The organism is Acidaminococcus hominis, assembly GCF_022484025.1.
GTDB classification, from domain to species: Bacteria; Bacillota; Negativicutes; order Acidaminococcales; family Acidaminococcaceae; genus Acidaminococcus; species Acidaminococcus hominis.
The window spans coordinates 499,111-523,293 of record NZ_JAKVMG010000001.1; the positions used below are offsets into that span (position 1 = coordinate 499,111).

Consider the following 24,183-nt stretch of genomic DNA (forward strand, 5'->3'; position numbering starts at 1 on the left):
GAAATCCTGGTTTCTGAAGGAAAAGTGGAGGAGAAAACAGATGGATTCCTGCTGCCCCATGGACAGGCCGTGGAACTGGATCCGGAAATTTCAGAAATCCTGGAACTGCCGGATTGTTTTCCTTATGGCATCACTCTCCGCAGCCACGGCAGTCTGGGTTCTCCGTCCTTCCGCTATGACCTGGAATACCAGCGACCAGACGGGACTCCTTTTTATGGAATCAGGGTGTTGGGGTCTTATGTGGAACTGAGCCGGGAAACCTGTTACCGGTTCAGCAGGGACCAGTATGAATTGGTGAACCTGGTGGAAGAAAGCAACCGGGAAAGCCAGCAGATTAAGAACAGAGGGGAACTGAGCCAGTACAATACCCTCCAACTGGCTCGAATCAAAGAGAGAGCGGAAAAAATCCACGCCACCCTGGACCGGTTCATGGGACGGCAGAAAATCGTTACAGCGGATAAACTTTCTGTGCGATTGGAAAAAAATCCGGACGGATCTTTTTCCGTACTGCCGGTGCTGCTTCGGAAAGAGGGGGATTCCTATACCCGGATGGAAGCCGATTCTCTGGAGCAGGGATTCCGGAGCAATCCGTACAATACCGGAAAAATCTATGGACCGGACAAGACCCAGTATGTTTTTACTCCGGAACAGGAAGAAGGCATCCGGCAGATGCGCCGGTGTCAGCGGCTGTCTCCGGAGGCGGCTCGGCAGGTAGCAGAACACCCTCGGGAAATCTTTGGTTCAGATGCTTTCGATTTTGATCTGGGAGTCTATGGGGACCGGGTGGTCTCCATTGGAGAATTTCTGGCTCCAGATTTGCCTTTTTCCCTGAGTTCCGGGCGGAACTGGCTGCCTCCGGAAGGAGCCGGCATGGAAGCTTCTGCTGCCCGGGACAAGGTCGGGGGCAATTATACCAGCCTTGCACTGGATGAAAAAGATTATCCCGAACTGTTCCTGAAGGTCAGCGATGCTCTGGACCGGGGAGAAAAGCGGATTGTTGTTGGAGACCAGGAAGTTGAACTGACACCGGGTTTTCTGGCCTATGTGGACCAGCTTAAGGCAAAGGCTGGGGAAAAGCAAGAGAAACAGAACCAGGAACCGGAAGCCGCTGGTGAAAAGAAAAAAGAAGCGTCTCTCCAGATCCAGGAGAATTTCCTTTCCCAGGAATATCGTTCCCGGAAAGCGGCACGGGAGAAACGGCTGGGGTCCAACCGGCTGGGGGATTACCTGGGTCAGGGCCTGAAACCAGGCATCCGTCCCATGCCTCACCAACAGGTGGGAATGGAGCAGTTAGCGGTCTGTTGGGAACATGGTTGTCATGGAGTCCTGCTGGCGGATGATATGGGGCTGGGGAAAACGCTCCAGGCTTTTGGATTCCTGGCAGCCCTGAAAAAAGCCTATGGAAACAGTGACATGGCATCGGTACTGATTGTGGCCCCGGTTTCTCTGCTTCAGAACTGGATGGAAGAGTACAGGAAATTTTTGGCAGAAGGGTTGTTTGATGGAATTGTGCCCATGTATGGGAGCGAACTGAAGAAACACTGGGCCAGGAATCCGGACGGGAGCCGCTGTTATTTTCGGCCCCCGGACCCCAATCTGAAAGAAGTTTCCATGTTGGATTTTCAGGACCGGGAAAATCGGATCGATTACAGTCGGAACCATCTGATCCTGACCACCTATGAAACCCTTCGGGAACTGCAGCTTTCTTTTGGACGGGTGGCCTGGAGTGTCATGATCCTGGATGAAGCCCAGAAAATCAAGAATCCGGCCACCCGGACTTCTGTTGCGGCACGGGCCATGAACTGCGATTTTGGACTGGCACTGACAGGGACTCCTGTGGAAAATTCCTGGACGGATCTGTGGACCATCATGGATTTTGTGGAACCAGGCAAATTGGAATCTCTGAAAGATTTCAACAGTCATTATCAGCATCAGCTGCAGAATGTGGAAAACAAGGGGAAACTGTTGAAAGAACTGGGTGACCAGCTGCGGAAGAATCTGGATCCCTGTTTTATCCGGCGGCTGAAAGAAGATGTAAATCTGGGGCTGCCTGCCAAAGAAATCCTCCGGTTCAAGGATTCCATGCCGGAAGAACAGCGGAAACTGTATGGGGAAGTAGTCCGGGAAGCACGGGAAGGGCAGGGAGATAAATCCATCACCATGCTCCAGGCCATTGCCCGGCTCCGGGATATTTCTCTCTGTCCCAGTCTTGGAGCCGGCGGGAATGTAAAGAAATATACTTTGGGTGATCCGGAGCATTTCTTTGGCTCCTCTGCCAGACTGATGCGGACAAGGAAAATCCTGGATGAAGTGAGAGAGAAAGGGGAAAAAGCCCTGATCTTTGTGGAAAGCCGGAAAATTCAGCTGCTGCTCCGGACTTTTCTGGAACAAATCTACAAAATCCAGATGCAGCCTCCCATTAACGGGACCACACAGGCTGTGGCCCGGCAGAAAATGGTGGATCAGTTCAATCGGGCACCAGGGTTCCAGGTGCTGCTGCTGTCTCCGGAGGCTGCCGGTGTGGGGCTGAACATCATCGGAGCCAATCATGTGATCCATCTCAGCCGCTGCTGGAACCCGGCCAAAGAAGACCAGGCCACGGACCGGGCTTACCGGATCGGACAGAAAAAAGCGGTGACCGTCTATCTCCCCATGGCTGTGGATACGGATTTCCCGGAAGATGCATCCTTTGATCTGAACCTGGATGCCCTGCTCCAGTACAAACGGGATTTGAGCCGAAGCGCACTGTATCCTACAGAGGCCAGTGAAGAAAATGCTGTAGCCATGCTGAAACGGATTGAAGAGGCGGCAGGGTGAAAAGCGGCGGCCGGGAAGGGCGGGACATCGGCTCGCTTTTACGCCGTTGTAATCGAACGCTCGATCTAACGGTCACAGGAACGGATTTTTTGACAACCCCGTTTCTCTGATTTTCTGTTGCATCTCTGACCCCAACGTGGTAGGGGCTGCCCGCAGGGAAGCCCTTCCCTGGCCGCCCGGCAGGGCTCTTGTAAGACGTCAGATGCGGCCCCAAGGGCCAGTCTGACGTCTTTTTTGTCCGCCTTTTTGGACAGGGGGTGGGGTATAATAAAATTAACGAAAAAGAGGCCCTGATTCTGTGATACAATAAAAATATCACAAACAAGCACGCCAAATTATCCTAAAGGAGATTCACAACGATGAGCACTGACGAAAAAAGCCTGGAACAGGTTCTGTGGGATTCTGCCAACGTGATGCGCCAGACCATGGGGGCAGCGGACTATATGAACTATGCTCTGGGCCTTATTTTTTACAAGCATTTGTCCGACAAGACCCTGGAAGCGGCTGCCAATGCCCTGGTGGATGCCGGGAAAGTGGAAGCACAGGATGTGGCCACGGAAGAGGCCCGTCAGGGGGTGTATAAAAAATATTACGATGCGGAAGAATTCCACGAAGACCTGCTGGAAACCATGAACATGGATTATGAAATCAAACCGGATTTTACCTTTGCCGCTTTGATGGATTCCATCCGGAAGCAGACCTTCCAGCTGGAAAATCTGAACCAGGCCTTCCGGGACATTGAACAGTCCAATCCGGACCTTCTGGGCCATCTGTTCGACGATGTGGACCTGTATTCCACCAAGCTGGGGTCCACCCCCCAGAAGCGGAATGACATGATCGCCCAGGTGATGACGGCCCTGGCTCTCTTGAACCTGGACAGCCACAGCGGGGATGTGCTGGGGGATGCTTATGAATATCTGATCGGCACTTTTGCTTCAGATATGGGCCAGAAGGCAGGAGAATTCTATACGCCCCAATCGGTTTCCCAGCTGCTGACCCACATTGTGACCTGGGGCCAGGAAGCCAAAAAGGGCTTCAGCGCCTACGATCCGGCCATGGGATCCGGTTCCCTGCTGCTGAATGTACGCCATTATATCAAGGATGTGGATTCCATAGAGTATTACGGCCAGGAAATCAAAACATCCACCTATAACCTGGCCCGGATGAATATGATCATCCACGGGATCGCTGCCACCAACCAGCATCTGCGGAATGCGGACACCTTGGACCGGGATTGGCCCAGTGATGAAGTGACGAATTTCGACGGGGTCATGATGAACCCGCCCTATTCCCAGCACTGGAGTGCAGACAAGGGGTTCGAAAGTGACCCCCGGTTTTCCGATTATGGGGTGCTGGCTCCCAAATCCAAGGCCGACTATGCCTTTTTGCTCCACGGCCTGTACCATCTGAAAGATACCGGCACCATGGGTATCGTCCTGCCCCACGGGGTACTGTTCCGGGGGGCTGCGGAAGGGAAGATCCGCCAGAAGCTGCTGGAAAAAGGGTACATCTATGCAGTGATCGGCCTTCCGGCAGGGATCTTCTATTCCACCGGCATCCCCACCATCATCATGGTGCTGAAAAAAGACCGTCCCGGCCGGGATGTGCTGTTCATCGACGGAAGCCAGGAATTTGAAAAAGGCAAGGCCAAGAACACCCTGACCCAGGCCAACATCCAGAAGCTGTTTCAGGCCTACACCGACCGGAAGGACGTGGACAAATTCGCCCATGTGGCCTCCTTTGAAGAAATCCAGGAAAACGACTTTAACCTGAACATCCCTCGGTATGTGGATACCTCCGAACCAGAACCGGAAATCGATCTGGGAGAAGTGAACCGGGAAATGGCTGCCACCAACCACCAGATTCAGGCTGCGGAAAAAGAACTGGCGGATATGATGGAAGAGCTGACCACCGACGACCCTAAAAAGGCCAAAGACCTCCAGGACCTGCTTCACCTGTTTCAGTAAGGAGATGGGATGATGAAAAAAGAAATGAAGAAGGTTCCGGTGGTACGGTTCAAGGGGTTTACGAGCGATTGGGAACAGCGGAAGTTGTCGGAACTTGCCATATTTTCCAAAGGAATAGGTTATTCAAAGTCAGATTTAAGAGAATCTGGCACGCCAATAATCTTATATGGTCGTCTTTATACAAAATACGAAACTGTTATAAAAGATGTGGATACATTTGTTGAAGATAAAACTGATTCTATCTATAGCAAGGGTGGAGAGGTCATCGTCCCTGCTTCAGGAGAAACTGCTGAAGACATTTCAATAGCTTCCGTTGTTGAAAAGCCAGGGATATTGCTGGGAAGCGACTTAAATATTATTCATCCGAATAAAAAGATTGATTCTACCTTTTTGGCAATCAGTATATCGAATGGCGAGCCACACTTAGATATGGCACGAAGGGCTCAAGGAAAATCTATTGTTCATCTTCATAATGATGATCTTGCTCAAATTGGGCTTAGCTATCCGATACTTGAAGAGCAACGCAAAATAAGCAGATGCTTTTCACAGCTCGACCACCTTATCACCCTTCATCAGCGTAAGTCCGACCAGCTGAAAAAGCTGAAAGCCTATTTCCTCCAGAACCTGTTCCCGGACAAAGGGGAGAAGGTCCCGAAAATCCGGTTCAAAGGGTTTACGGACGATTGGGAACAGCGTAAGATAGGAGATTGTTTTACCGAACGTAAAGAGAGCATGCCTAAAGGTGAGCTATTATCAGTCACAATAAATGAAGGTATAAAACGTTTTTCAGAATTAGAACGGCATGATAGTTCCAATCAAGATAAATCAAAATATAAAAAAGTGTGTATTGGTGATATTGCTTATAATTCTATGAGAATGTGGCAGGGCGCAAGCGGCTTTTCGGATTATGAAGGTATCGTAAGCCCAGCATATACAGTGTTAAAGCCACATGATGGAATAGATGCCAGGTTTGTATCATATCTATTTAAAACAAAAGATTTAATACACGTTTTTCAGATAAATTCGCAGGGAATAACTTCCGATAACTGGAACTTAAAATTTCCCGTCCTCAGCACAATTAATATAAAGATACCAGAAAAAATTGAAGAACAAAATAAGATTGCTGAATTTCTGGCTAAGCTTGACAACCTCATCACCCTTCATCAGCGTAAGCTGGAAGCATTGCAAACGCTGAAAAAATTCCTGCTGCAAAATCTGTTTGTATAAGGGGGAAACCGTATGACTTCCTATGAATCGGAAGAAAGCATGGAACAGCACCTGCTCCGGCAGCTGACGGAACAGCAGTCCCAGTGGACACTCCGGGAGGACCTTCACACCATCCAGGACCTGTGGGACAATTTCCGGCGGATCTTGGTGAACAACAACAAAGAGCTGTTTGACGCCCATCCTCTTACGGATGGAGAATTCCTCCAGGTGCAGAACCAGCTCCGTTTCCCCACTTTTTACGACGGGGCCAAATGGATGCTGGGAGAAAACGGGGTGGCCCGGGTGGATATCCAGCGGGAAGACGCCAGCCTGGGCACCATCCACCCGGTGGTGTTCAAACGGGTGGACGTGGCCGGGGGCTCTTCCGTCTATGAAGTGGTGCATCAGATCCAGTTTCCCCGGAAAGAAGCCCTGGACCGGAACCGCCGGGGAGATGTGACCCTGCTCATCAACGGACTGCCCATGATCCACATCGAACTGAAGAACCGGGCCCATCCTTATATGGAAGCCTTCAACCAGATTAAGAAATACCTGAAGGAAGGGGTGTTCCGGGATATTTTCTCCACCCTCCAGATGTTCGTGGTGACCAACGGGGCGGATACCCGGTACATTGCCGCCGCTGCGGAAAACAGCCTGAATCCCCAGTTCCTGTCCCTGTGGCTGGATGACAAGAACCAGCCCCAGACTGATTACCTGTCCTTTGCCCGGGATGTGCTGTCCATTCCGGCGGCCCACCGGATGGTGTCCCAATATACGGTGCTGGACAGCGAACGGAAGGCCATCATCCTGCTCCGGCCCTACCAGATCCACGCCATCGAAGCGGTGAAAAATGCCGTGAATCCCTATACGGACGGGGGCACCCAGTCCGGCTTCATCTGGCACACCACTGGCAGCGGCAAAACCCTGACCTCCTACAAAACAGCCCATTACCTGACCCAGATTCCCAGTGTGGACAAGGTGATCTTCGTGGTGGACCGGAAGGATTTGGACAACCAGACCACCGGGGCCTTCCAGGCCTATGCCCAGTGTGATACCATCGATGTGAGCGAAACGGACAACACCAGTGACCTGATGCGAAAACTCCAGGCCAAAGGCGGGGACGTGATCGTCACCACCATCCAGAAGCTCCAGCGGGTGATGAAACGGTACCCGGAAGGGTCCAATCAATACGAAAAACTCCACAAACTGCGGCTGGTGTTCGTGGTGGATGAATGTCACCGGGCGGTATCCCCGGCAGCCCAGGCCCAGCTGGACCAGTATTTTACCCGGCCCCTGTGGTACGGGTTCACCGGTACCCCGATTTTTCAGGAAGATGCCAAGAACAGCGCCGGGAACCTGCCCAAGACCACTCAGGAACAGTACGGAAAATGCCTCCACCGGTACACCATCAAGGAAGCTCTCCACGATGGGGCAGTGCTGGGGTTCCAGGTGGAATACCACAGCACCTTTGACCTGGAGGACCTGGCCCGGAAGAACCAGGTGACCGGCTGGGAGGAAGATGAGGACGGATACAGCCTGGAAAAGGTCCTGCTCCGGGAGAAAATCCTGGATGCTGCCTATGAGGACGAAGGGCACATGCGCCAGGTGGTGGATTTCATCATCAACCGTTCCAGCGGCAAACTGGGACTGGACCGGGGGAAGGGGAACAACTTCACCGCCATTCTGACCACCAGCTCCATCCAGCAGGCCCAGCGGTATTACCAACTGTTCCAGGATGTGAAGGCGGGAGAAGTGCCGGGGCTGGAAGTGAGCAGCGCCATCAAACGGAAACTGGCAGATTTTCCCAAAGTGGCCATTACCTATTCCGTAACGGAAAATGAGGACAACAGCTCCGTGAACCAGGATCGGATGAAGGAATCCCTGCAGGATTACAACGAGATGTTCGGTACCCAGTTCGGTCTGGACCAGCTGAACGCCTACAACGCCAATGTCAACGATCGTCTGGCCCGGAAAAAATCCCAGTACCAGGTACGGGAAGCCCAGCTGGATCTGGTGATTGTGGTGGACCGGCTGCTTACCGGGTTCGATGCTCCCTGTCTGTCCACCCTGTTCATCGACCGGAAGCCCATGCGGTCCTATGGGATCATCCAGGCCTTTTCCCGGACCAACCGGCTGTTTGACAGCCAGAAACGGTTCGGGCAGATCGTCACCTTCCAGGTGCCGGCCCATTTCAAACGGGCGGTGGATGAGGCCATGACCCTGTATTCCGCCGGGGGCGGCAGCTTTGTCCAGGCACCCACCTGGGAAGAAGCGGAAAAGAAATTCCGGGAAGCCCTGGGGAAACTCCGGCAGATTGCAGACCGCCCGGAAGCGGTGGATGGGCTGACGAAAAAGCAGAAAATCAGCTTTTTGAAGGCCTTTCGGGATTTTGACGATGCTTACGGGGATATCCAGGTGTATTCCGAATTCCAGGACCGGGACCTGGAACGGGATTACAAGATTGCCGAAGAAATCATCGAAGGGTACAGCGGCAAGTTCCGGAATGTAAAGGAAGAACTGAAGAAGGACCCGGGGGATGGCGGGGACGAAGAAGTGAACACCGCCATCAACTACGAGCTCCGGTGCTGGCACAGGGACCAGATCGATGAGGATTACATCCTGAAACTGATGGAAGCCACCCGGCCCGATGAATCGGCCCTGATGATTGCGGATACGGCCAAGAATCAGAAGATTTTCCAGGAAATCAACGAAGAAATCGCCCGGTTCCGGAAGACCAATCCGGCCAGAGCCGAAGTCCTGGAAGAAATCTGGAAAGACTACCAGGACAACCCGGCAGCTTTTGTGAATCGGAGTTTTGTGGATGAAATGAACGACCGGGTACGGGCCAGGGTGAAAGACACCATCGATACCTTTGCCCGGGAATGGTGTGTGGATCCCGAGGCTCTGGAATTCTTCATCGAAACCTACGATATCAAGAAAGGTGAACACGACAAGCAGGTAAACCAGGACGCCTTGAAAAAGGCCAGTGATGTGAAAGAATACCGGAAAAGCCATCCGGATATCGGCCTGAAGTATTGGGGCAGGCTGCTGGCCGCCATCCGGGCTATGTACGTGGAAAAGCTCCAGAAGCTGATTGAGCAGTAAGAATAGCAGCCTCTTTTGAGGCTGCTTCCGATTGCTGAATATGGAAGGGATGCTTTTATGGAAAAGTGGACAGAAAGAGAAATCGATCTAAGTGAATATATGGGATATTATGTCACATGTACCGCATTGGAATTATTTTTTGCAGGGATGGATAAGAAAGACTTGCAAGAAATGATTGAAAGAAATCCCGCAGATAAAGAAGAAATCCTAAAATTACGTACAAGAGCTGGAGAATATTTTACTTCGCTTGATATAACGGTAAACAAAGCGGCACTTATTTTAATGAATATTGGAGAAAAGGCCTATGTGAAAGGGAATCGGGAACCGTGGGCCGTTTATGCACATCATCGGCTCAATAAAAGAGTAAAGTGGCCGATGATTATTACGGCAGTCGTCATACTGGCAATCATCTATTTCCTGTTTTTTAAATAAGCAGAGTAAGCGGAGTAGGAATTCCGCCTTAAGGAATATAGGATGCAAGAGGAACGTCCAAGTGACGGTCCTCTTATTTTTTTTTGTCTCTAACTCGATCATAACAAACCTTAGCCGGTATGGGAGCCATAGTAGCTTCTCATACCGGCTTTTTATATGCCAGAAAAAAATTTTAAAGTTTTTTGGAAACCGTCAGAAAATCCACTCTCCCAAGGCTAAAGAGTGGAAGGGGAAAACGATACTAACCCTCAGAAAGGAGGAAAAGCCATGAAGCAAAGAGTTAGCATCAGCGTTTCTGCGGCAAAGGGTGGTGGGCATATCGCTGCCGTACGGTCTGTGTCCGTGCGGGAACGGATTCTGCGGTTCCTGCTGGGTGGGAAGGAAAAAGTAACCATCATCGTGCCAGGCGACTCCGTAGAGGAACTGGCCATCAGGGAAATTAACGAAGGAGGAAACTAAGGTGACGAAGGACAATCTTGAAAATCTGGCGAACGAAATGGCCAATTGCACAAAGACCCTGCTGCGGATTGTAGAAGCTCTGGAAAACGAGATGAACAATAGCACAGCAGAACCGGAAAAGGTGATTCCAGAGCGGAAGGCCCTTTCTTTTGAAGAAGTCAGGAAAACGGCGGCTGACAAGTCCCGTCAGGGATTCACGGCAGAAGTGAAAGCCCTCATCGAAAAATATGGGGCGGAAAAGCTCTCCAGCGTAAAGCCGGAAGACTATGAAGCCTTCATGAAGGAACTGGAGGAAATCAGCCATGCCGGATAAGCAGCATGCGGTTCTTTCCGCCTCGTCCAGCTATCGCTGGCTGGCTTGCCCGCCTTCTGCGTTGGAGTGTGCTAAGCGGCCGGACACCACAAGCGACTTTGCCCGGGAGGGTACGGATGCCCATACCCTTTGCGAATACAAGGTGAAGGAAGCCCTGGGCAGGAAGGCCCAGAACCCTACGGGGACCCTCGACTATTACAGCGAGGAAATGGCTGAATGCACGGACGACTATGCCCAATTCGTCATGGAGCGGCTTGCGGAAGCAAAGAAAGAGTGCAAGGATCCCATCGTCCTTGTAGAACAGCGGTTGGACTTCTCGAAATGGGTGCCGGATGGGTTCGGTACAGGAGACTGTGTCATTGTGGCGGACGATACCCTGACCGTCATCGATTACAAGCACGGGCTTGGTGTGGAAGTCAGTGCGGAGAAGAATCCCCAGATGATGTGCTATGCCCTGGGGGCACTGGACCTCTTCGACGGGATTTACGATATCCAAAGGGTCTCCATGACCATCTTCCAGCCAAGACGGGATAATGTCAGCACCTACGAAATGACCAAAGGCGACCTGTTTCAATGGGCGGAGAAAGTCCTCAAACCCACGGCAGCCATGGCGGCTAAAGGCGAAGGGGAGTACAAAGCCGGTGAGCACTGCCGGTTCTGCAAGATCAGGGCCACCTGCCGGAAACGGGCAGAGTATAACCTGGAACTTGCCAGGTACGACTTCGCCATGCCATCTACTCTCTGTGACGCAGAAGTGGAAGCAGTGCTGGAAAAGGCCGATGACCTTGTAGCCTGGGTGGGAGATATTAAGGAATATGCCTTGCAGCAGGCTCTTTCCGGCAAGGCATGGGCTGGCTGGAAACTGGTGGAAGGGCGCTCCAATCGCCGTTATGTAGATGACGATGCGGTAGCCGCCAAAGTGGAAGAAGCCGGATACTCTCCCTACGAAAAGAAACTCATGGGCATCACGGCCCTGACCCGCCTTCTGGGGAAACGGAGGTTTGATGAACTTCTGTCCGGCCTCATTGAAAAGCCCCAAGGCAAACCGGTCTTGGTACCGGAATCGGACAAACGCCCGGCTATGTATACCGCGGCAGAAGATTTTAGCAGTGAAAATTAAGGAGGAACGAACAATGAAACATTATGTAAACCCTTGCAAAGTCATTACCGGAGCAAATACCCGCTGGTCCTACGCCAACGTCTGGGAACCTAAATCCATCAACGGAGGAACCCCCAAGTACAGCGTGAGCCTCATCATCCCCAAGTCTGATACGAAGACTGTGGAAAAGGTGAAAGCGGCTATCCAAGCAGCCTATGAGGAAGGGCAGGGCAAGCTCAAAGGAAACGGCCGCATCGTGCCGAAGCTGGAAACCATCAAGAACCCGCTCCGTGACGGAGATCTGGAACGGCCTGGGGATGATACCTACAAGGACAGCTACTTCATTAATGCCAATTCTGCCACAAAGCCCGGCATCGTAGATTCTTCCTGTCAGCAGATTCTGGAACGGTCTGAAGTGTACAGCGGGGTCTATGGAAGAGCCTCCATCAACTTCTACGCCTTTAATTCCAACGGCAACAAGGGCATTGCCTGCGGCCTGAACAACCTGCAGAAGATTCGTGACGGGGAACCTCTGGGCGGAAAACCCCGGGCAGAAGACGACTTTGCTACGGCAGACGATGATGATTTCCTGGACTAAGGAGGAACTATAATGGAAAATATTTTGAAGTTGATTCTGGATTGCCTGTACTGTCTGGTTGCCCTGTGTGTTGGCGGCTTTTTCGTGGCCATGATCTACACGGATATCAAAAAGGACCAGCGGGATGAAATTGCGGCCCGGAATCGGGAAGAACGGGAAGCAGAATATCATCGCAAACAAATGGAATCCTTTCGGAAATAAGACTTGGTAAATGGTGGCGGCGGGGCCTTGTGCTTCGCCGCTTTTCTCGAGGTGAAACGTATGAAAACCATCAGTATCGATATTGAAACCTACAGCGATGTGAACCTGGCCAAGTGTGGGGTGTATAAGTACGCCGAGTCCCCGGATTTTGCTATCCTCCTGTTTGGCTATGCGGTGGATGGGGGAGAGGTACAAGTGGTCGATCTGGCCCGGGGGGAAACCATTCCGGAAGAGATTCTGGATGTGCTAACCGATGACTCCATCACTAAGTGGGCCTTCAATGCCAATTTCGAACGGGCGTGTCTGTCCCGGTATCTCACGGATCTGGGGAGGAGCCTGGATCCCTTCCATGACCGGCACTCGCTTTCTAAGGACTGTGCACGGTTCCTGAACCCGGCCGGCTGGAAGTGTTCCATGGTGTGGTCTGCCTATATGGGGCTGCCCCTTTCCCTGGAGGGAGTGGGAGCGGTGCTGAACCTGGACAACCAGAAAATGAAGGAAGGGCGGGACCTGATCCGTTACTTTTGCGTGCCCTGCAAGGAAACTAAGACCAACGGGGGCAGGACCCGGAACCTTCCAAGCCATGCCCCGGATAAATGGAATCTCTTCAAGAGCTACAACAAGCGGGATGTGGAAGTGGAAATGGCCATCCAGGAAAGGCTGCAAAAGTATCCTGTCCCAGACCAGGTGTGGGAGGAATACCATCAGGACCAGGAAATCAACGACCGGGGAATCGCTATTGATCTGGAGCTGGCCCGGCAGGCGGTGGCCATGGATGCCAAAAGCCGGGAGAGCCTGATGACCGCTCTAAAGGAAAAGACCGGACTGGAGAATCCCAACTCCGTCCTCCAGATGCTGGGCTGGCTGGAAGCCCGTGGTCTAAAGTCGGACTCCCTGGGGAAAAAGGAGGTGAAAGAATTATTGAAAACTGCCCAGGAGCCTCTCCGCAGTGTGCTGCAGCTCCGGCAGAAGCTGGCCAAGTCCTCGGTGAAGAAGTACCAGGCCATGGAAATGACTGCCTGTCAGGATGGCCGGGCCCGGGGCATGTTCCAGTTCTATGGGGCGAACCGTACTGGACGGTTTGCGGGGCGGCACATACAATTGCAAAATCTTCCTCAGAACCATCTGCCGGACCTTTCAGAAGCCCGGGATCTGGTGCGGCAAGGAAACTACGAGGCCCTGGAGCTGCTCTACGATTCTGTGCCGGATGTGCTGTCCCAGCTGATTCGGACCGCCTTTGTGCCCCGTGAGGGCATGAAGTTTGTGGTCTCGGACTTCTCGGCCATTGAGGCAAGGGTCATTTCCTGGATGGCCGGGGAAAAGTGGAAAGCCGCAGCCTTTGCAGCCGGGAAGGACATCTACTGCTCAACGGCCAGCCAGATGTTTGGAGTGCCCGTGGTGAAACACGGAGTGAACGGGGAGTTGCGCCAGAAGGGGAAAATCGCGGAACTGGCCTGTATCGCGGAAGGGCAGCTTGTCCTTACAGATCATGGCCTCATTCCCATTGAAAATATGACCACGGAAGACCGGGTTTGGGATGGAGAGAACTGGGTCCACCATGATGGGGTGGTCTACAGAGGCGAAAGAGAGGTGATGCGGTATGCAGGTCTCCTGGCTACCCCGGATCACCCGGTTTATGTAGAGGAAAAGAAGGAACCCGTCCTGTTTCGGACAGCGGCGGAGAATGGGTACCACCTTCGAAGATTGTGCTCATCAATCGTGATACGGTATGGAGATCCGCCTGCCCGGGCCAGGGTCTACGACATCCTCAATGCCGGACCCCATCACCGTTTTACCGTATCGGACTGCCTGGTGCATAACTGCGGCTATGGCGGCTCCGTGGGTGCCTTGAAGGCCATGGGGGCCATGGATATGGGGATCCCGGAAGAGGAGTTGGGACCTCTGGTCCAATCCTGGCGGGCCGCCAATCCCCACATCGTGGATTTCTGGTGGCAGGTGGATAAGGCTGTGAAAACCGCCATCAAGCAGCGGATCCCCGTCCAGGTCAACAATCTCAGGTTCCTCTGTAAGAGCGGCATGCTGTTCATCGAACTCCCCAGTGGGCGGCGGCTTTCCTACGTGAAGCCTCGGATCGGGGAGAATAAATTCGGTGGGGAATCCGTGACCTATGAGGGTATCGGAGCTACTAAGAAATGGGAACGATTGGAAAGCTACGGACCAAAGTTTGTGGAAAACATCGTCCAGGGAACGGCCAGGGATATCCTATGCTATGCCATGCAGACCCTGCGGCACTGTGCTATTGTAGGCCACGTCCACGATGAACTGATCATCGAGTGCCGCAAGGACGTAAGCGTGGATGCCATCTGCCAGCAGATGGGAAGGACCCCATCCTGGGCGGAAGGTCTGATCCTCCGGGCGGATGGGTATGAATGTGAGTTTTATCAGAAAGATTGAACGAAACCGTCAGAAAACACCTCCTGCCGTGGCTAGTAAGCAGGAGGTGTTTATTCATGAACGATATACAGAAAGCACAGATTCGGGAACTGCGGCTCCAGGGAGTCGGGTATCGGAAAATCGCCAAAGAAACAGGCATGTCGGAGAATACCGTCAAATCCTACTGCCGCAGACACCCTTTATCCCTCAAGGAGCCGGAAACAGAACAAGCCCATCACTGCCTGCAATGCGGTCAGCCCATTGAGCAGAACGGCAAACGGAAGGAGAAAAAGTTCTGCTCCGATACCTGCCGGATGGCCTGGTGGAACAGCCATCGGGACAAGGTGAACCATAGAATCGTACGAAAGATGGAATGCCCTTGCTGCCACAAGACATTCACCGTCTACGGGAATGGGCAGCGCAAATACTGCTCCCACACTTGCTATGTAAAAGACAGGTTCGGAGGTGGCCAGGATGGACGCTAAGCAGTTGAAGCAGGAGAAGATGTACCTGGCCGCCATGCATTTCATCAGAGGAATGCTCCAGGAGGGCCTGATTACAAAAGCTGAATACGGAAAAGCTGAGCGGCAGATTCGGAATAAATATTCTCCTGTGATCGGCCCATTATTAGCAGATATCGACTTGCTATAAATCCGGTTCAGAGTGAGTAATAGTAGCAAAAGGAGTTGATACAATGAAGAAAATCACGCGGGTCAGTCGGCCCATGCCGACCATCACGCGGAGAAAAAAAGTGGCAGCCTATGCCCGGGTCTCCGTGGAGTCGGAACGGATGAACCATTCCCTATCGGCTCAGATCAGCTACTATAACGGCCTGATCCAGAGAAACCCGGAATGGGAATTTGCCGGTGTCTATGCAGACGACGGCATCAGCGGAACAACCATCGACAAGCGAAAAGGATTCAAGCAGATGCTGGCAGACTGTGAAGCAGGAAAGATTGACATTATCCTTACAAAGTCCATCCAGCGCTTTGCCAGGAACACGGTAGACCTTTTAACGACAGTGCGGCATTTGAAAGACCTGGGTATAGAAGTGCGGTTCGAGAAAGAGCATATCCGCTCCCTTACGGGTGACGGCGAACTGATGCTTTCCATCCTGGCATCCTTTGCCCAGGAAGAGAGCCGTTCCATCAGCGAAAATGTCAAATGGGCAACCCGGAAGCGGTTTGCAAAAGGGATTCCCAATGGACGATTCCGAATTTACGGTTACCGCTGGAACGATGACCAACTTGTTGTTGAACCGAAAGAAGCAGCCATCGTAAGGCTCATTTATGATAACTTTTTGAAGGGCCTATCAGCCGAGAGTACGGAAAAGCAGCTGGAAGAAATGGGAATCAAATCCTTTAATGGGAAACATTTCGGGAATTCGGCCGTCCGGAGAATTTTAGAGAATATTACTTACACCGGTAATCTATTGTTCCAGAAAGCCTATTTGGCAGACCCCATCACCGGAAAAACCAAAATCAATCATGGAGAACTCCCACAATATTTTGTGGAAAATACACATGAGGCCATTATCCCCATGGAAACCTATAAAAAGGTACAGGAAGAAAGGGAAAGACGGCGGGAACTGGGGGCTTTAGCAAACTGGTCCATCGATACCTGCTGTTTTACCACCAAAATCAGGTGTGGAATCTGCGGGAAGAGTTTTGTGCATATTCGCAGTAAACGGAAAAATAAGGATTGCTGGACCTGTATTTCCCATAAAGAGAGAGGAAGAACCTGCCGTTCTAAGGGAGCTATCCCACAGAAAGTCCTTATTAAAGAATGCACAGAAGTTCTGGGGCTTTCCAAATTTGATGAAAAAATCTTTCTGAATCATGTGGATAAAATTGTAGTCACTGAGCCACATGTTATGGTGTTTCATATGAAAAATGGAGAGCAGATTACACGGCAATGGGTTTCTACTGCCCGGAAGGACGCATGGACTAGTGAACGCCGGAAGGAATGGGGAGAAAGACATAAGCTAAAAAGCACAAATCCCAATCGAAAGATATTCAATGAGTTCACGGGGTTTATCAAATGCGGGAAATGTGGGGAAAATTACAGGAGCCAACAAACTACATATTCTGATGGAAAAAAGGAACGGTACTGGCGGTGTGCTGGTATATGTGGTAATGAAGCCATCAAAGACAGTACTATGAAAAAGCTAACTGCTTCTGTGCTGGGACTGGACACTTTCAATGAGGAAAAAATGGATGAATCCCTTGAAAAAGCAGTTGTCCTGAATGGAGAGATAACATTCCATTTTAAAGATGGCCATATGGAAACCAGGCAATATAGAGAAAGAAAACGGGGAACCCGTCATAGCGAAGCGTATCGGGCTTATATGCATGAAATCATGCAATATGCAAAACGCAAGGACCCAGAGGCTAAAAAAATAATGCTTGCGCTGAAAGAAGAATGGAAGAGAGAGGATAATCGATGGAAAAAACAGTAAGAGCGATTCCGGCAACAATCAGCCGTTATACATCATCTCCGATAAATAGTCGGAAGAAAAGGAAAGTAGCAGGGTACGCACGGGTTTCAACAGACCACGATGATCAGATTACCAGCTATGAAGCCCAGGTCGATTATTATACAAACTATATCAAAGGGCGGGATGACTGGGAATTTGTAGGTATCTATACGGATGAAGGAATCTCTGGTACAAATACCCGCCATCGTGATGGATTCAAGCGAATGGTCAATGATGCTCTGGAAGGAAAAATTGACCTGATCATTACAAAGTCTGTCAGCCGCTTTGCCAGAAATACCGTCGATAGCCTTTCTACTATTCGGAAATTAAAAGAACACAAGATAGAGTGCTACTTTGAAAAGGAAAACATCTGGACTTTTGACAGCAAGGGAGAGTTGCTCCTGACGATCATGAGTTCCCTGGCCCAAGAAGAAAGCCGGAGTATTTCAGAAAATGTCACCTGGGGTCATCGGAAGCGGTTTGCCGATGGCAAAGTCAGCGTTGCTTACAGCCGTTTCCTCGGATACAAGAAAGGACCGAACGGTGGGCTAGTAGTTGTACCAGAAGAAGCAACAACGATCAAGCTCATCTACAGGCTTTTCCTAGAAGGCTTGGGAACAACAACTATTGCCAAGCAACTAACAAAACGAGGACTCAAAACCCCAGGAGGAAAATCCAAATGGAGTGCACGTACGGTTTACAGTATCCTTCAAAACGAAAAGTACAAGGGAGATGCACTTCTACAAAAAAGCTATACGGTTGATTTTCTTACAAAGAAAACGAAAATCAACGAAGGAGAAGTCCCCCAATACTATGTAGAGCATGACCATGAAGCCATTATTGAACCTCAGACCTTTGAAATGGTGCAAGCGGAACTGAAACGTAGAAATAAAGCACGGAAGTACTTTAGTGGTACCAGCATCTTTTCCACCAAAATCCAGTGTGCTGAATGCGGAGGATGGTACGGTGCGAAGGTCTGGCACTCCAATGACAAGTACCGCAGGATCATTTATCAGTGCAACAACAAGTTCCGCAACAAGACTGGATGCAGGACACCACATCTGACGGAAGAGGAAATCAAGATGTACTTCGTCCGGGCAATGAACAAGATGATTACAGAGAAGGATGAGATCATCCAAACCATCGAGGATGCTAGGCAGGTGATCTGTGACAACGGAGACCTTCTAGCCAAACGAGATGCCATGCAGAAGGAAATCGGCATCCTGGTGGAAATGGCCCAGAATGCTGTGGAACAGAATGCACGGGTGGCGCAGAACCAGGAAGAGTACCAAAAACAGTATGATGACATCATCAGCCGCTATGATGCAATGAAAATTGAGTACGAACAACTGTGTGAGAAGATTGAAAACCGCCAGGATCGGAATGAGCAGCTTGGACGGTTCATTCAGGAACTGAAAGGTCGGGATAGCCTGCTCACCGAATTTGACCAGTCACTCTGGTGTTTACTGGTCGATAAAATAGTAGTAAAAAATAAAGAGGACATCACCGTGGTCTTTAAAGATGGTACGGAAATCAAGGCATAAAAGAAGCCGCTTTGCAGGATGGAAATGCAGAGCGGTTTTTGCGTGTTCAGGGTACCGCACATACCCATTCTATGGTAATATTTTATTAACGGAAAACATAAAGTTAATGACAGAAAGGACTTGACATATGCTATGAGCGGAAGCACGCTTTTAACAGACAGACAGACAGACAGACAGACAGACAGACAGACAGACAAGACTAAATTATTTGGATATAGCTAAAGGAATTGCAATTATTTTGGTAGTAGTGGGTCATTGTATTCCTGATGCTACTGCACCAACTGGAATTTCCAGTTCATATATGCGCATACTTCATTCAGTAATTTATAGTTTTCATATGCCGTTGTTCTTTTTTATTTCTGGTTATCTGATTTCAAGAAGACAAATTATTGCAAAAGGGGAAACCATAACTGCCAGCTTGAAAAAAAGATTTCACAGATTATTGGTTCCATATTTATTTGTAGGTCTGTGCTATGCACCGATGAAATATTTATTGTCATCTTTTGCAAACAGACCCTATGACTTTAGTCAAATATGGAAAATTATTATCGGCATTAATCCGGATGGAGAACTTTGGTTTTTATATGCATTGTTTGTTATTACAATGGTTGCTGGCTTTACGGGATATCGGATATCTAAATTAGGATTGACGATTTTATCGCTTTTAGCGGTTACTACTCCTCTATTACCAATAGTGACATCAAATATGCTGTACGTTTTTTTAGGGATTTATGCTCGACGTGATTATCCAAATTTTATTGTAGGCTTGAAAATGCCTGTACTCCTAATTGCAAGTCTTGCATTTGCAGTCGTTAATATCTGTTCAATTTTATATGGGGGAAATTCAATATTTCGAATTTTGACATCTATTACTGGCATAATACTATGTTTGCGCTTTTCCCAATGGGTTGATGGAAAGTCAGGTATATTCCGCAATGGGCTGATTCAGCTTGGTTTATTTTCTATGGATATCTATATATTAAGCGACATTATTAAAATACCGTTTCGCATTATTTTTTGGGAATAAGGAAATAGTATGATTCTTTTAAAATCGCTTAAATGATAACTTGCGGGGTGCATTTTACTTTGCACCCCAGGGTGCATCGTTCAAGAGTTTAGGGGGATAATCGTGTAATTGTATCAAATATTCTAAGGCAACCGACAGCGCAAAAAAGTCGCAGCCTATGCCCGCGTATCCGTGGACTCGGAACGGATGCATCATTCCCTATCGGCACAGGTCAGCTATTACAGCAGCCTCATACAGAAGAACCCGGAGTGGGAATATGCCGGGGTATATGCTGACTACGGTATTTCCGGGACAAGGATAAAGAAACGGCAGGAATTCCAGCGGATGTTAGAAGATGCCGAAGCTGGGCAGATAGATGTTATCTTGACCAAGTCCATCCAGCGTTTCGCCCGCAATACCTTGGATCTTCTGCGCACGGTACGCCACTTGAAAGAGATTGACGTTGAAGTGTGGTTCGAAAAGGAAAATATCCATACTCTGAGCGGCGAAGGTGAGTTGATGCTGACAATCCTTGCATCCTTTGCCCAGGAAGAAAGCCGGTCCATCAGCGAGAATATAAAATGGCGTGTGCAGAAACGGTTCCAACAGGGCATGCCGCCTGCAAAGTTCTTTATATATGGCTATCGATGGGAAGGGGATAAACTCGTAATTGTTTCTGAAGAAGCAGCTGTTGTAAAGCGAATATATCAAAATTTTCTTGACGGAAAATCACGGGTTGAGACAAGACGGGAGCTTGCGGCGAAGGGCATCAAAACTAGGCATGGTAATAACTGGGGTGATCCCAGCATCAAGCAGGTACTTACCAATATTACCTATACCGGTAATCTCCTGCTTCAGAAAACATATATAGAAGATCCTATTACTAAAAAAAAACGGAAAAACCGTGGCGAGAGAACAAAGTATTTTGTCGAAAATACTCATGAAGCTATTATTGATAAGAAAACGTTCGATTATGTACAGAAGGAAATGGCACGTCGGTGCAAATTAGGGGCATTTGCCAATAAGTCATTGCATACGACGTGTTTTACAGGAAAAATCAAATGCGGCGTTTGTGGAAAAAGTTATGTCAGTAGCAAACGGAAATATAAAGGGTGGCATATCGGGTACTGGGGATGCACATCCCATAAATATAAGGGAAAAAACTGTGGCGCAAAAGGAACTATCCCGCAAATTGTGCTGGAACGGGAATGTACGGCTGTCCTTGGACTGCAGGCTTTTGATGAAAACATATTCCTTGAAAAAGTTGATACCATTACTGTGCCGGAATATCGTGTCATGGTATTTAACATGAAAGATGGCCGAAAAATTATCCGGCACTGGGAATCAACTGCAAACAAGGATCACTGGACGGAAAAACTCAAGGACAAGCAAAGGGTTTGGACGAAGCGGTACCGAATGAGTGGTAAATCGGAGCAATATTCTGCTTTTACAGATCGGATTCTATGCGTTCAATGTAACATCTGCTTCAAACGCTGTCTGGATAAGCGGAAAAACGGGAAAGTTGCTTACTGGCGATGCAAGCTTTCAGGGAAATCCTGCAAGGTTCCGGGTATACGGGAGGAACCATTGAAGCAGCTGGCAGCAACGGTGCTCGGCCTACCAGCATTTGATGATGCCGCATTCCGAAAACAGATAGACCATATTGAAACTGGAAAAACTGATGAGCTGACATTTTGTTTTACTGATGGCAGAAGAAAAAGCTGCAGTTGGCCACCGGTTAAAACGGGAAATTGCTGAATACATGAAGGGAGGTGGAAACTATAGTGGAAGCGCGAAGAGTACATACCATTCCGGCAGTCATCAGTCGCTACACCGCAGAACCCATCAATAGCCACCGGAAACGGAGAGTGGCCGGTTATGCCCGTGTATCGACAGACCATGAGGATCAGGTGACAAGCTATGAAGCACAGGTTGATTATTACACCTCGTATATTAAGGGCAGGAATGACTGGGAGTTTGTTGGCATATACACGGATGAAGGAATCTCGGCAACCAATACCCGTCACCGTGACGGATTCAATACGATGGTAAAGGATGCACTGGATAATAAGATAGACCTTATCATTACAAAATCTGTCAGCCGGTTTGCCAGAAATACGGTGGATAGTTTGACAACGGTGCGAAAACTTAAGGATAAGGGGATTGAGGTTTATTTCGAGAAGGAAAATATCTGGACGCTTGATGCCAAGGGCGAACTGCTCATCACCATCATGTCCTCGCTTGCCCAGGAAGAAAGCCGGAGCATTTCCGAGAACACGACATGGGGACAACGAAAGCGTTTTGCCGACGGTAAGGTCAGCGTACCATTCAAGCAGTTCCTTGGGTATGACAAAGGGCAGGACGGCAATCTGGTTGTGAACAGGGAACAGGCAAGGACCGTGAAACTGATTTACAGGCTGTATCTTAGCGGATATACCTTTCACTTTATTGCTAGTGATTTGACGGAACGGGGTATTAAAACTCCGGCGGGGTGCGATGTATGGAGTCCAAGCACTGTCAGAAGTATTCTTACGAATGAGAAATATAAAGGCGATGCGCTTCTCCAAAAACGCTATACGGTGGATTTCCTGACCAAGAAAACAAAAGCAAATCAGGGCGAGGTTCCACAGTACTATGTGGAAAATGATCATGAAGCCATCGTCAGTCCGCAGGTATTTGATTTGGCGCAGGAAGAAATAAAAAGACGTGGGCGTGGTGGCAAGCGGCACAGCGGGGTCAGTATCTTTTCATCGAAGATAAAATGTGGCGACTGCGGCAGCTGGTATGGAGCTAAAGTCTGGCATTCCAACGATAAATACCGCAGGACTATCTACCGCTGCAATGATAAATTCAAGTATCACTGCAATACGCCGCACCTTACCGAGGACGATATCAAAGCCATTTTTATAAAAGCCGTGAATAAACTGGTCGGGGATAAGGACGAAATCATTTCCAATATACAAATGATACGGGAACAATTGTGTGATACGGCGAATCTTGAAAGCGAACATGAACGGCTGAATCAGGACCTGATTGCGCTTACCAATATGACGGAAATTTGTATTGCTAAAAATGCACGGGTTTCCCAAGACCAGATGGAATACCAGAAACGCTACAATAGCCTTGTTAGGCGATATGACAAAACAAAGGAACAATACGAAGCAGTTACTGAAAAAATAAAAGATAGTCGGTCGAGAAATGAGCAATTGGAAATTTTCATTGATAATCTTAATGACCAGAACTTGATAGGAAAATTTGATGAGAGATTGTGGTGCAGTCTGGTCGATTATATTACGGTCTATGGCAAAGAGGATATCAGAGTGACATTTAAGGATGGGACAGAAATACGCGTGTAAAAAATGATGAAATTAGCTTTTTTGCATAACTTTTAAGATTTATTATGTAAATTTTGATGATGTAGGGTATACAGATGTAAACTCATAGGTGCTTTGCATACGTCGCAGAGTGCCTGTTTCATGTAACTATGGAAAAATAAATGCAATATAATTGACAAAATTTACCGAGAACTTCTTGACACATACATTCTTTATTATATATTTGATATTATACAAATTTTGTGATATAATGAAAATATAAAAAAAGTTAACAAAAATAAAAATGGAATATATTTGGTAAGAGCCACTTTTATTAAAGTGGCTCTTTTTGTAAATAGCTAATGGTAATAACCTGAAATTGGCTAATATTTCTATGGCGTAGGAAAGGAAAATTGTAACACTAAATGATAGTTTCCTTAGGCTGATATTCTGGCAACATAAGAAGATTGTCCATGATTGCAGGAATGGGTCCTGCGTCGGGTATAATGGCAATGAACAAGTTAATAGATGTTCCTCATTCATTGCCTTCGCATCCTTGAATCCCCATAGATTAATCTACTTATGTTTCAACGTGTTCTGCATCAGTTGGCGTACCGTCTTGCGGCATATAGGAAAGCCATCTTCCTGCAGTTTGATGACAATCTTGCGAGAACCAAGATGCGGACATCTGGTATGCCAATAATCAATACGCGCCATTAAGGTCTTCTCAAGTTTGACAACTGTCGCATCCGGCTTGGTTAGTATGTAATATAGGCTGGAGCGATTCAGCCCCAGCAGCTCACACTGCCGACGGATAGAGAGCCCCTTATCCCTTTGAATCATATTCTAGGATTCGTGGGACGGTCTCTCCCGCTTGGCAAAAGCAATCCTGAAGAAAGTTGCGTTCCAACGTCAACTGACTGATGGTCTTCAGCATCTGGTCGTTCTTTTTCTTCAGGTCATTATCCTTTCTCTGAACGGCCTTACGCTCAGAATCTGTGCTAAAGGCGAGATGGGCATTCTGCAAAAAGTCTTGCTTCCATTTCCGGACCATGTTCGGATGCAGGCTATTCTCGGAACAGATAACATTAAATTCTTTGTCGCCTTGAAGAATCGACAAGACAATCTTTGTTTTAAACTTAGCAGTGTACTTTTTTCTTAGCATGACGGCAGCCTCCTATTTTGTTACCTATACTATATCATGCACTCTTGAATTTTTCAGTACTGGTCTAAATCCTTGGGCCCATTATAG

The 24,183-nt window shown here is 49.0% G+C and carries 20 protein-coding genes and 1 pseudogene; 19 read left to right on the forward strand and 2 right to left on the reverse strand.

Going from position 1 to position 24,183, the window contains the following annotated elements:
• Positions 1 to 24: 24 nt before the first annotated feature.
• From LKE88_RS02390 to LKE88_RS02480, 19 genes and pseudogenes are all read left to right on the forward strand, one after another.
• A complete protein-coding gene (locus tag LKE88_RS02390; RefSeq protein ID WP_276802626.1) occupies positions 25 to 2,817 on the forward strand; it encodes a DEAD/DEAH box helicase in 2,793 nt (930 codons plus the stop codon).
• A 359-nt stretch (positions 2,818 to 3,176) separates the two neighbouring features.
• A complete protein-coding gene (locus LKE88_RS02395) occupies positions 3,177 to 4,784 on the forward strand; it encodes a type I restriction-modification system subunit M (protein ID WP_276802627.1) in 1,608 nt (535 codons plus the stop codon).
• Between the two features lie 12 nt (positions 4,785 to 4,796).
• Complete coding sequence (locus LKE88_RS02400; RefSeq protein ID WP_276802629.1) at positions 4,797 to 6,011, forward strand: restriction endonuclease subunit S; 1,215 nt, start codon at positions 4,797 to 4,799, stop codon at positions 6,009 to 6,011.
• A 12-nt stretch (positions 6,012 to 6,023) separates the two neighbouring features.
• Positions 6,024 to 9,095: a type I restriction endonuclease subunit R gene (locus tag LKE88_RS02405; protein ID WP_276802631.1), complete on the forward strand. Its 3,072-nt coding sequence runs from the start codon at positions 6,024 to 6,026 to the stop codon at positions 9,093 to 9,095.
• Positions 9,096 to 9,152: 57 nt separating this feature from the next.
• Positions 9,153 to 9,527 (forward strand): hypothetical protein, encoded by a 375-nt coding sequence (locus tag LKE88_RS02410; RefSeq protein WP_276802633.1) that lies wholly within the window; start codon positions 9,153 to 9,155, stop codon positions 9,525 to 9,527.
• Positions 9,528 to 9,794: 267 nt separating this feature from the next.
• Positions 9,795 to 9,986 (forward strand): hypothetical protein, encoded by a 192-nt coding sequence (locus LKE88_RS02415; protein ID WP_105325849.1) that lies wholly within the window; start codon positions 9,795 to 9,797, stop codon positions 9,984 to 9,986.
• Position 9,987: 1 nt separating this feature from the next.
• Complete coding sequence (locus LKE88_RS02420; protein WP_276802634.1) at positions 9,988 to 10,299, forward strand: rRNA biogenesis protein rrp5; 312 nt, start codon at positions 9,988 to 9,990, stop codon at positions 10,297 to 10,299.
• A complete protein-coding gene (locus LKE88_RS02425; RefSeq protein WP_276802636.1) occupies positions 10,289 to 11,419 on the forward strand; it encodes a DUF2800 domain-containing protein in 1,131 nt (376 codons plus the stop codon). The genes LKE88_RS02420 and LKE88_RS02425 overlap by 11 nt, the downstream gene beginning before the upstream one ends.
• 13 nt (positions 11,420 to 11,432) lie before the next feature.
• Complete coding sequence (locus tag LKE88_RS02430; RefSeq protein WP_105325846.1) at positions 11,433 to 11,996, forward strand: DUF2815 family protein; 564 nt, start codon at positions 11,433 to 11,435, stop codon at positions 11,994 to 11,996.
• A 12-nt stretch (positions 11,997 to 12,008) separates the two neighbouring features.
• Entirely contained in the window at positions 12,009 to 12,197 is a 189-nt protein-coding gene (locus LKE88_RS02435; RefSeq protein WP_276802639.1) for a hypothetical protein, read from the forward strand.
• A 60-nt stretch (positions 12,198 to 12,257) separates the two neighbouring features.
• A complete protein-coding gene (locus tag LKE88_RS02440; protein WP_276802641.1) occupies positions 12,258 to 14,612 on the forward strand; it encodes a DNA polymerase in 2,355 nt (784 codons plus the stop codon).
• Between the two features lie 56 nt (positions 14,613 to 14,668).
• A complete protein-coding gene (locus tag LKE88_RS02445; protein ID WP_231086942.1) occupies positions 14,669 to 15,076 on the forward strand; it encodes a DUF2116 family Zn-ribbon domain-containing protein in 408 nt (135 codons plus the stop codon).
• The gene (locus tag LKE88_RS02450; RefSeq protein WP_199614623.1) at positions 15,066 to 15,242 is read left to right on the forward strand and encodes an SHOCT domain-containing protein; all 177 of its coding nucleotides are present in this window, start codon (positions 15,066 to 15,068) and stop codon (positions 15,240 to 15,242) included. The genes LKE88_RS02445 and LKE88_RS02450 overlap by 11 nt, the downstream gene beginning before the upstream one ends.
• 43 nt (positions 15,243 to 15,285) lie before the next feature.
• Entirely contained in the window at positions 15,286 to 17,049 is a 1,764-nt protein-coding gene (locus LKE88_RS02455) for a recombinase family protein (RefSeq protein WP_231086944.1), read from the forward strand.
• Positions 17,034 to 18,611: a recombinase family protein gene (locus LKE88_RS02460; RefSeq protein ID WP_118286940.1), complete on the forward strand. Its 1,578-nt coding sequence runs from the start codon at positions 17,034 to 17,036 to the stop codon at positions 18,609 to 18,611. The genes LKE88_RS02455 and LKE88_RS02460 overlap by 16 nt, the downstream gene beginning before the upstream one ends.
• A gap of 208 nt (positions 18,612 to 18,819) precedes the next feature.
• A complete protein-coding gene (locus tag LKE88_RS02465; RefSeq protein WP_276802645.1) occupies positions 18,820 to 19,638 on the forward strand; it encodes an acyltransferase family protein in 819 nt (272 codons plus the stop codon).
• A gap of 159 nt (positions 19,639 to 19,797) precedes the next feature.
• Positions 19,798 to 20,604: pseudogene (locus LKE88_RS02470) on the forward strand (recombinase family protein); the annotation flags it as partial.
• Positions 20,605 to 21,375 (forward strand): recombinase zinc ribbon domain-containing protein, encoded by a 771-nt coding sequence (locus tag LKE88_RS02475; RefSeq protein WP_255668179.1) that lies wholly within the window; start codon positions 20,605 to 20,607, stop codon positions 21,373 to 21,375. It abuts the pseudogene before it with no gap.
• A 26-nt stretch (positions 21,376 to 21,401) separates the two neighbouring features.
• Positions 21,402 to 22,973 (forward strand): recombinase family protein, encoded by a 1,572-nt coding sequence (locus LKE88_RS02480; RefSeq protein WP_118286943.1) that lies wholly within the window; start codon positions 21,402 to 21,404, stop codon positions 22,971 to 22,973.
• A gap of 534 nt (positions 22,974 to 23,507) precedes the next feature.
• Here the strand turns inward: LKE88_RS02480 and LKE88_RS02485 are convergent.
• On the reverse strand, positions 23,508 to 23,774 hold the full coding sequence (locus LKE88_RS02485; protein WP_143742773.1) for a hypothetical protein: 267 nt from the start codon (positions 23,772 to 23,774) through the stop codon (positions 23,508 to 23,510).
• Positions 23,758 to 24,096: a transposase gene (locus LKE88_RS02490; RefSeq protein ID WP_074503393.1), complete on the reverse strand. Its 339-nt coding sequence runs from the start codon at positions 24,094 to 24,096 to the stop codon at positions 23,758 to 23,760. The genes LKE88_RS02485 and LKE88_RS02490 overlap by 17 nt, the downstream gene beginning before the upstream one ends.
• Between the last annotated feature and the right edge of the window lie 87 nt (positions 24,097 to 24,183).

What these genes read in the sequence shown, in the direction of transcription:
- LKE88_RS02485 (WP_143742773.1), bottom strand. Translation starts at nt 23,774, where the DNA reads ATGATTCAAAGGGATAAGGGGCTCTCTATCCGTCGGCAGTGTGAGCTG.
- LKE88_RS02415 (WP_105325849.1), top strand. Translation starts at nt 9,795, where the DNA reads ATGAAGCAAAGAGTTAGCATCAGCGTTTCTGCGGCAAAGGGTGGTGGG.
- LKE88_RS02425 (WP_276802636.1), top strand. Translation starts at nt 10,289, where the DNA reads ATGCCGGATAAGCAGCATGCGGTTCTTTCCGCCTCGTCCAGCTATCGC.
- LKE88_RS02440 (WP_276802641.1), top strand. Translation starts at nt 12,258, where the DNA reads ATGAAAACCATCAGTATCGATATTGAAACCTACAGCGATGTGAACCTG.
- LKE88_RS02475 (WP_255668179.1), top strand. Translation starts at nt 20,605, where the DNA reads ATGGCACGTCGGTGCAAATTAGGGGCATTTGCCAATAAGTCATTGCAT.
- LKE88_RS02400 (WP_276802629.1), top strand. Translation starts at nt 4,797, where the DNA reads ATGAAAAAAGAAATGAAGAAGGTTCCGGTGGTACGGTTCAAGGGGTTT.
- LKE88_RS02405 (WP_276802631.1), top strand. Translation starts at nt 6,024, where the DNA reads ATGACTTCCTATGAATCGGAAGAAAGCATGGAACAGCACCTGCTCCGG.
- LKE88_RS02460 (WP_118286940.1), top strand. Translation starts at nt 17,034, where the DNA reads ATGGAAAAAACAGTAAGAGCGATTCCGGCAACAATCAGCCGTTATACA.
- LKE88_RS02430 (WP_105325846.1), top strand. Translation starts at nt 11,433, where the DNA reads ATGAAACATTATGTAAACCCTTGCAAAGTCATTACCGGAGCAAATACC.
- LKE88_RS02450 (WP_199614623.1), top strand. Translation starts at nt 15,066, where the DNA reads ATGGACGCTAAGCAGTTGAAGCAGGAGAAGATGTACCTGGCCGCCATG.
- LKE88_RS02445 (WP_231086942.1), top strand. Translation starts at nt 14,669, where the DNA reads ATGAACGATATACAGAAAGCACAGATTCGGGAACTGCGGCTCCAGGGA.
- LKE88_RS02455 (WP_231086944.1), top strand. Translation starts at nt 15,286, where the DNA reads ATGAAGAAAATCACGCGGGTCAGTCGGCCCATGCCGACCATCACGCGG.
- LKE88_RS02410 (WP_276802633.1), top strand. Translation starts at nt 9,153, where the DNA reads ATGGAAAAGTGGACAGAAAGAGAAATCGATCTAAGTGAATATATGGGA.
- LKE88_RS02490 (WP_074503393.1), bottom strand. Translation starts at nt 24,096, where the DNA reads ATGCTAAGAAAAAAGTACACTGCTAAGTTTAAAACAAAGATTGTCTTG.
- LKE88_RS02395 (WP_276802627.1), top strand. Translation starts at nt 3,177, where the DNA reads ATGAGCACTGACGAAAAAAGCCTGGAACAGGTTCTGTGGGATTCTGCC.
- LKE88_RS02435 (WP_276802639.1), top strand. Translation starts at nt 12,009, where the DNA reads ATGGAAAATATTTTGAAGTTGATTCTGGATTGCCTGTACTGTCTGGTT.